The sequence below is a fragment of the Enterorhabdus sp. P55 genome, assembly GCF_009911695.1.
GTDB lineage: Bacteria > Actinomycetota > Coriobacteriia > Coriobacteriales > Eggerthellaceae > Enterorhabdus.
On sequence record NZ_QWKK01000105.1, the window covers coordinates 1 to 7104 of the forward strand.

Sequence of the window (7104 nt, forward strand, 5' to 3'; positions counted from 1 at the left end):
CCCCCGGCGAAGCCCCCCCCGGCGAAGCCCCCCCGGCGAAGCCGCGAGCCGGCACATCTGGCCATCCGCGCTGCGACCCCCTCTGACCAGGCGTCATTTCAAACACGCCGAGCGCTTGCCGCCTCGCGCCGGGCCTTTCTGCACGCACCGAAACAAGGGTGTAACAAAGGCAATACGAGCGGGAAACATGGGCGCGGTAACCTCCTTTCCATTGAATGCGAAAGAAGGTGAACATGCGAGAGATGCCATTTGGTGTGACCCCACTGGATTCACGCCTGCGGGAGGGCGCGGTGCGGATCCCGTCAGGATGCGCCATCGCGGCCATCATGGACCGCAGCGGCGCCCGGCACGACGGGTCGGACATCGTGAAGGCCATCGAGCTCATGCACGATCGGAGCAACGGGCTCGGCGGCGGATTCGCTGCCTACGGGATATACCCCGCCTACCGGGAGCTCTACGCGTTCCACGTCATGTACGAGAGCCGGGACGCGCGGGCCGAGGTGGAGGCGTACCTGGACACGTACTTCATGTGCGAGAAGCAGGAGCGCATCCCCACCGAGCCCGTCGCGTCCATCAAGAATCCCCCCGACCTGTGGCGCTACTTCGTCGCCCCGCACACCATGCGCCTCAACATGAGCGGGGTCGACGAGGCGGAATACGTCATGCGCCACGTCGTCCGCATCAACAAGAGCGTGGACGGGGCGTTCGTGGCCAGCTCCGGCAAGGACATGGGCGCGTTCAAGGGGGTCGGCTACCCCGAGGACATCGGCGCGTTCTACCGGCTCGACGAGTATCGCGCCTGGGCGTGGACGGCGCACGGGCGCTTTCCCACCAACACGCCGGGCTGGTGGGGCGGCGCGCATCCGTTCACGCTTCTGAACTGGTCGGTCGTCCACAACGGCGAGGTGTCGAGCTATGACGCCAACCGGCGCTACGTGGAGCAGTTCGGCTACTCGTGCGAGCTTCAGACCGACACCGAGGTCATCACCTACCTGTTCGACCTGCTCTGCCGCCGCGACGGCCTGTCTCCGGAGATGGCGGCGCACATCATGACGGCTCCGAGCTGGGATGCCATCGATCGCATGCCGGCCGAGGACGCCGCGTTCGAGACGGCCCTGCGCACGGTGTACGCCAGCGCGCTCGTCAACGGGCCCTTCTCGGTGATCTTGGGATCGGAGGAGGGCATCCTCGCCATCAACGACCGCCTCAAGCTGCGTGCCCTCATGGCGGGGGAGAAGGGCTCGATGGTGTACCTGGCCAGCGAGCAGGCTGCCATCGAGGCGGTGTGCCCCGACGCGGAGAACATCCGCCCGATCGAGGGAGGCGAGCCCTTCGTCGTGCAGCTCGACGAGGTGGCGCGTCGCCAGAACGACCACGACGTCTGGAGCCGCCCGCGCCATGCGCCGCTGGCGCACGAGACCGGCGTGCTGCCGCGAAGAGAGGAGGGCCGCGGACTATGATCGACTTCGCTCTCCCGCGTTACCAGGTGCGCCGCGACGCTGAGGAATGCGTGGGCTGTGGCATCTGCGTGCGCGAGTGCGCCAACGGCGTGCATGTCGCCCGCCCGGGCGAGAAGGTGCCCAAGGCCGACCATCGGAAGTGCGTGAACTGCCTGCGCTGCGTGCTGACGTGCCCCACGCGCGCCCTGACGATCACGCGGTGGCCGCAGGTCGACGGCGGGTCGGCGGTGTGGACGCTCGAGTACATGCAGGACATCGCCACGCAGGCCGCGTCAGGCGGCGTGCTGCTCTCCTCCATGGGAAACCCGCTGCCCTACCCGGTGTACTGGGATCACCTGCTGCTCAACGCGAGCCAGGTGACCAACCCCTCGATCGATCCCCTGCGCGAGCCGATGGAGACCCGCGTGTTCCTGGGCGGCCGCCCCGTGGCGCTCGAGATAGACGAGCGCGCCCGGGCGCTTCGGTCGCCCTTGCCCCCGCAGGTGAAGCTCGACGTGCCCATCATGTTCTCCGCCATGAGCTTCGGCTCGGTGTCGCTCAACACCCAGCGGGCGCTCGCCATGGCGGCCTGCGAGCTCGGCACGCTGTTCAACGTCGGCGAGGGCGGGCTCCATCGCGACCTCGAGCGCTACGCCGACCACGCGGTGGTCCAGGTGGCCTCGGGCCGGTTCGGGGTGGATCCCCGCTACCTCAACGCCGGGGCCATGGTGGAGATAAAGATCGGCCAGGGGGCGAAGCCCGGCATCGGCGGGCACCTGCCCGGCGAGAAGATCACGGCCGAGGTGTCGCGCACGCGCATGATCCCCGAGGGCGCGGACGCCATCTCGCCGGCGCCCCACCACGACATCTACTCGATCGAGGACCTTCGCCAGCTCGTCTACTCGCTGAAGGAGGCCACGCGCTACGAGAAGCCCGTGGCGGTGAAGATCGCGGCGGTCCACAACGCCGCCGCCATCGCGAGCGGCATGGCCCGCGCCGGTGCGGAGGTCATCGTGGTCGACGGGTTCCGCGGCGGCACGGGGGCGGCGCCCAAGCGCATCCGCGACAACGTGGGCGTGCCGGTTGAGCTCGCGCTCGCCTCCATCGACCAGCGCCTGCGCGACGAGGGAATCCGCTCGACAGTGAGCGTGGTGGCGAGCGGCTCGATCCGCACCTCGGCCGACGTGGTGCGCGCCATCGCGCTCGGCGCCGACGCGGTGTCGTGCGGAAGCGCCCCGCTTATCGCGCTGGGCTGCCACCAGTGCGGCGACTGCTCCCGCGGCAGGTGCAACTGGGGCATCGCGACGCAGCGTCCCGAGCTGGTGGAGCGCCTCGACCCCGAGGAGGGGGCCGAGCGCGTGGTCAACCTGGTGCGCGCCTGGACGCACGAGATCCAGGAGATGATGGGCGGCATGGGCATCAACGCGGTCGACAGCCTGCGGGGTAACCGCCTCATGCTGCGGGGCATCGGCCTCACCGACCGCGAGCTCGAGATTCTGGGGGTGAAACATGCAGGCGAATGACGCGAGGACGCTTGCGGGGGCGGCGCCGATGGCGCCCGCCGAGGCCGCTGCGGGGAATTCGGCCGACGCGCGGCCATCCTCTTCCGATCCCTCGTCTGCGCCGACGGAGCACGTGACGCTCGGGGCGCTTCACTTCAAGGAGGCGAACGAGCAGGTGCGCCAGGCGCTCGATCGGACGGACGACGTCGTGCTCGAGGACGTGCGGGCCCAGCGCTACCTGGGCTGCGCGCTGCCTGCGGGCAAGCGCCTGGAGATCCACGGGACGCCCGGCAACGACCTCGCCTGCTTCATGGACGGCGGCACCGTCGAGGTGCTCGGAAACGCCCAGGACCAGGTGGGCAACACGATGAACGACGGCGAGGTGATCGTGCACGGGCGCTGCGGCGATGCGGCCGGCTACGCCATGCGGGGCGGCCGCGTGTTCATCCGCGACGGCTGCGGCTGGCGCGCGGGCATCCACATGAAGGCCTACGATGCGCGCCAGCCCGTCGTGGTGGTGGGCAAGGACGCGGGAAGCTTCCTCGGCGAGTACATGGCGGGCGGCGTCTTCGTGGTGCTCGGCGAGACGGGCGACTACCTCGCGCGCGGCATGCACGGCGGCGTCATCTACCTGAGGCGGCCGCCGCGTGCCGGCGCGCTGTCAGACGAGGTGGTGCTCTCGCGCGTCGACGACGCCGACCTGGCCGTCCTCGGGCCCCTGCTCGCGGAGTATGACCGCTTGTTCGCCTCTGAGCTGGGGTATCGCGTGAGCGAGGAGGCGCCTGGGTTCCTCCGCGTCGCCCCCGCCTCATCTCGCCCCTACGCGAGCCTGTACGTTCGCTGATCGGAAGTCCGCCAATCAAGGAAAGGGAAGTGCTGACATGAACGTTCCGGAGGAATTCGGAAGCCGGGTGCCCGGCGGCCGTGCCGCGGGGGCAATGCCCCCGGCAAAGGAGCGCCGGCCGCTGGAGGCGACCGCCGACGAGGGGGCTCGCCCGGGCTCGGCCATGGCCGCCGCGGGCGCGCCGTGCGGGGCTGAGGGCAGGTGAGCGCATGACCAAGTACATATTCGTGACGGGCGGCGTCGTGTCGGGCCTGGGCAAGGGCATCACGGCCGCCTCCCTCGGCCGCCTGCTGAAGGCGCGCGGCCTGCGCGTGGCGGCGCAGAAGCTCGACCCGTACCTCAACGTCGACCCGGGAACGATGAGCCCCTATCAGCATGGCGAGGTCTACGTCACCGAGGACGGCGCCGAGACCGACCTCGACCTGGGGCACTACGAGCGCCTCATCGACGAGGACCTCAACCGCTTCTCGAACCTCACCGCGGGCAAGGTGTACCACACCGTGCTCGAGAAGGAGCGGCGCGGCGCGTACCTGGGGTCAACCGTGCAGGTCATCCCCCATGTGACCGACGAAATCAAGCGGTGCGTCTACGAGGTCGGCCGGCGCACGGGGGCCGACGTCGTCATCACCGAGGTCGGCGGCACGGTCGGCGACATCGAGTCGCAGCCCTTCATCGAGGCCATCCGCCAGATCTCGCTTGAGAGCGCGCCTGAGGACAGCCTGTTCATCCACGTGACGCTCGTTCCCTACCTGCAGGGGTCGGGCGAGCAGAAGTCCAAGCCGACGCAGCGCTCGGTAAAGGAGCTCCAGGGGCTCGGCGTGGCCCCCGATATCATCGTGCTGCGCTGCGACCGGCCCCTCGACGAGGCCGTGTTCTCCAAGATCGCCCTGTTCTGCAACGTGCGGCCCGACTGCGTCATCGAGAACCGCACGCTCGAGAGCCTCTACGAGGCCCCGCTCATGCTCGAGCGCGCCGGCCTGGCCCGCGCGGCGTGCCGCCGGCTGATGCTCGAGGTGCCCGAGCCGGACCTGGGGGAGTGGGAGGCGCTCGTCGGCCGCATCGTCGGCGCGCGGGACGAGGTGCGCATCGGGCTCGTGGGCAAGTACGTCGAGCTCCACGACGCGTACCTCTCGGTTGCCGAGGCGCTGCGCCACGCCGGCTACGCGCACGGCGTGCGGGTGGCGATAGACTGGGTTGACTCGGGCGAGCTCGACGCGAGCACGTGCGCGCGCCGGCTGGGCGGCCTTGACGGCATCATCGTGCCGGGCGGCTTCGGGTCACGCGGCGTCGAGGGCATGGTGAGCGCGGCCCGCTACGCCCGCGAGGAGGGCGTGCCGTTCCTCGGCATCTGCATGGGAATGCAGGCGGCGGTCATCGAGTTCGCCCGCAACGTCGCGGGGCTTGCGCAGGCCGGCTCCGGCGAGTTCGACGAGGCGTGCCCCCAGAAGGTGATCGACTTCATGCCGGGGCAGAGCGCCGATCTGGAGAAGGGCGGCACCCTGCGCCTCGGGGCGTATCCGTGCGCCATCGCGCCGGGCAGCGTGCTCGAGCGCTGCTACGGTGAGCGCCTCGTGGCCGAGCGGCACCGCCACCGGCTCGAGGTGAGCGATGAGTACCGCGCCGTGCTCGCCGACGCGGGCCTGCGGGCGTCGGGCACCTCTCCCGACGGGCGCCTGGTGGAGGCGGTTGAGCTGCCGGACGAGCCGTTCTTCGTGGGCGTGCAGTACCACCCCGAGTTCAAGAGCCGCCCGACGCGCCCGCATCCGCTCTTCCAGGGCTTCATCGGCGCGGCCCGCGCCCGCTCGCGGGAGGGCGCGTGATGGGAATCCACGAGGAATGCGGTGTGATCGGCGTGTTCGCGCCCGGCCCCACGGACGTGGCGAGCATGGTCTTCGGCGGCCTGTTCGCCCTCCAGCATCGCGGCCAGGAGGGCTGCGGCGTGGTGGTGAACGACGACGGGGTGTTCACGTCGCACAAGGACCTCGGCCTGGTGGGCGAGGTGCTCACCCCCGACGTGCTCGCCCGCCTGCCGCGCGGCTCCCTGGCGGTGGGGCACGTGCGCTACGGCACCACCGGCGCCCGCGTGCGCGCCAACTGCCAGCCGATCGAGGTCAACCACCGCAAGGGCCACATGGCCCTCGCGCACAACGGCAACCTCAGCAACGCCGACGAGCTCCGCTGCGCGCTTGAGCTGGCGGGTGCCATCTTCCACACGACGAGCGACACCGAGACCATCGCCTACGTGGTGACGCGCGAGCGGCTGCGCTGCCCCTCGATAGAAGACGCGCTGTCGGCGGCGATGGACGAGATAGCGGGCGCGTACTCGCTCGTGCTGATGTCGCCGCAGAAGCTCATCTGCGCGCGCGACCCCCACGGCTTCCGCCCGCTGTGCTACGGCGTGACTGACGAGGGCGTCTACGTGGTCGCCTCCGAGAGCTGCGCCCTTGCCGCGGTCGGGGCCCGGTTCCTGCGCGACGTCGAGCCGGGCGAGATCATCGTGTTCACGGCCGAGGGGCCGCAGTCGCGCCGCGAGCACTGCCAAAGCGCCCCGCGGGCCTCGTGCGTGTTCGAGTACATCTACTTCGCGCGCCCCGACTCGGTCGTCGACGGCGTGTCGGTGCACGCCGCCCGCCTGCGCGCGGGTGCCATCCTCGCCGAGGAGCATCCGGTTGACGCGGACGTGGTGGTGGGCGTGCCCGACTCGGGGCTCGACGCGGCGCTTGGCTACGCGCGCGCCTCGGGCATCCCCTGGGGCATGGGGCTCGTGCGCAACCGCTACGTCGGGCGCACGTTCATCTCGCCCGGGCAGAGCGCGCGCCTGGACAAGGTGCGGCTCAAGCTCTCGGCGATGGGGGAGTGCGTGCGCGGGCGGCGCGTGGTGCTCGTCGACGACTCCATCGTGCGCGGCACCACGGCGCGGCGCATCGTCGGGCTCCTGCGCGAGGCCGGCGCCGCCGAGGTTCACCTGCGCATATCCGCGCCGCCGTTTCTGCATCCCTGCTACTATGGCACCGACATCGACTCCGAGGAGCACCTGATCGCATGCCGCTGCAGCGTGCCGGAGATAGCGCGCGAGCTCGGCGCGGACAGCCTGGGCTACCTGCCGGCGGAAAGGCTCGGCGAGCTCGTGGGCGGCGCGGGCGTGTGCGCGGCGTGCTTCGACGGGCGCTATCCCACCGCCGTGCCCGCCTGCGCGCCGAAGAACCGCTTCGAGCGCAAGCTCTCCGAGGGTGAGTGAGGCTCCGCGCGGAGCGGCGGGCGGCCGCGGGGGCCTGAGGGCCGGCGCCGTGCCGGGCGCGCCGAGGGCCTCGGCCGGCCG

Annotated in this window: 5 protein-coding genes; all 5 read left to right on the top strand. The window is 70.8% G+C overall.

Translation table 11 applies throughout. From position 1 onward, the window contains the following. Positions 1-254: 254 nt before the first annotated feature. The 5 genes from D1643_RS09035 (at position 255) to purF (ending at position 7023) form a co-directional block, all read left to right on the top strand. Positions 255-1460 carry a glutamine amidotransferase family protein gene (locus D1643_RS09035; protein ID WP_370520327.1) on the top strand — a complete coding sequence of 402 codons (1206 nt, stop codon included), beginning with the start codon at positions 255-257 and terminating at the stop codon, positions 1458-1460. Next, positions 1457-2962: a glutamate synthase-related protein gene (locus D1643_RS09040; protein ID WP_160710309.1), complete on the top strand. Its 1506-nt coding sequence runs from the start codon at positions 1457-1459 to the stop codon at positions 2960-2962. The genes D1643_RS09035 and D1643_RS09040 overlap by 4 nt, the downstream gene beginning before the upstream one ends. Beyond that, positions 2949-3785 (top strand): glutamate synthase, encoded by an 837-nt coding sequence (locus tag D1643_RS09045; RefSeq protein ID WP_236643507.1) that lies wholly within the window; start codon positions 2949-2951, stop codon positions 3783-3785. Before D1643_RS09040 ends, D1643_RS09045 begins: the two co-directional genes overlap by 14 nt. Positions 3786-3994: 209 nt before the next feature. After that, positions 3995-5605, top strand: a complete 1611-nt coding sequence (locus tag D1643_RS09050) for a CTP synthase (protein ID WP_160710310.1) — start codon at positions 3995-3997, stop codon at positions 5603-5605. Then, positions 5605-7023 carry an amidophosphoribosyltransferase gene (purF, locus tag D1643_RS09055; RefSeq protein WP_160710311.1) on the top strand — a complete coding sequence of 473 codons (1419 nt, stop codon included), beginning with the start codon at positions 5605-5607 and terminating at the stop codon, positions 7021-7023. Before D1643_RS09050 ends, purF begins: the two co-directional genes overlap by 1 nt. The last annotated feature ends 81 nt before the right edge of the window (positions 7024-7104 follow it).

Coding starts and splice junctions, on each gene's coding strand:
- D1643_RS09040 (WP_160710309.1), top strand. CDS start 1,457: ATGATCGACTTCGCTCTCCCGCGTTACCAGGTGCGCCGCGACGCTGAG.
- D1643_RS09045 (WP_236643507.1), top strand. CDS start 2,949: ATGCAGGCGAATGACGCGAGGACGCTTGCGGGGGCGGCGCCGATGGCG.
- D1643_RS09050 (WP_160710310.1), top strand. CDS start 3,995: ATGACCAAGTACATATTCGTGACGGGCGGCGTCGTGTCGGGCCTGGGC.
- purF (WP_160710311.1), top strand. CDS start 5,605: ATGGGAATCCACGAGGAATGCGGTGTGATCGGCGTGTTCGCGCCCGGC.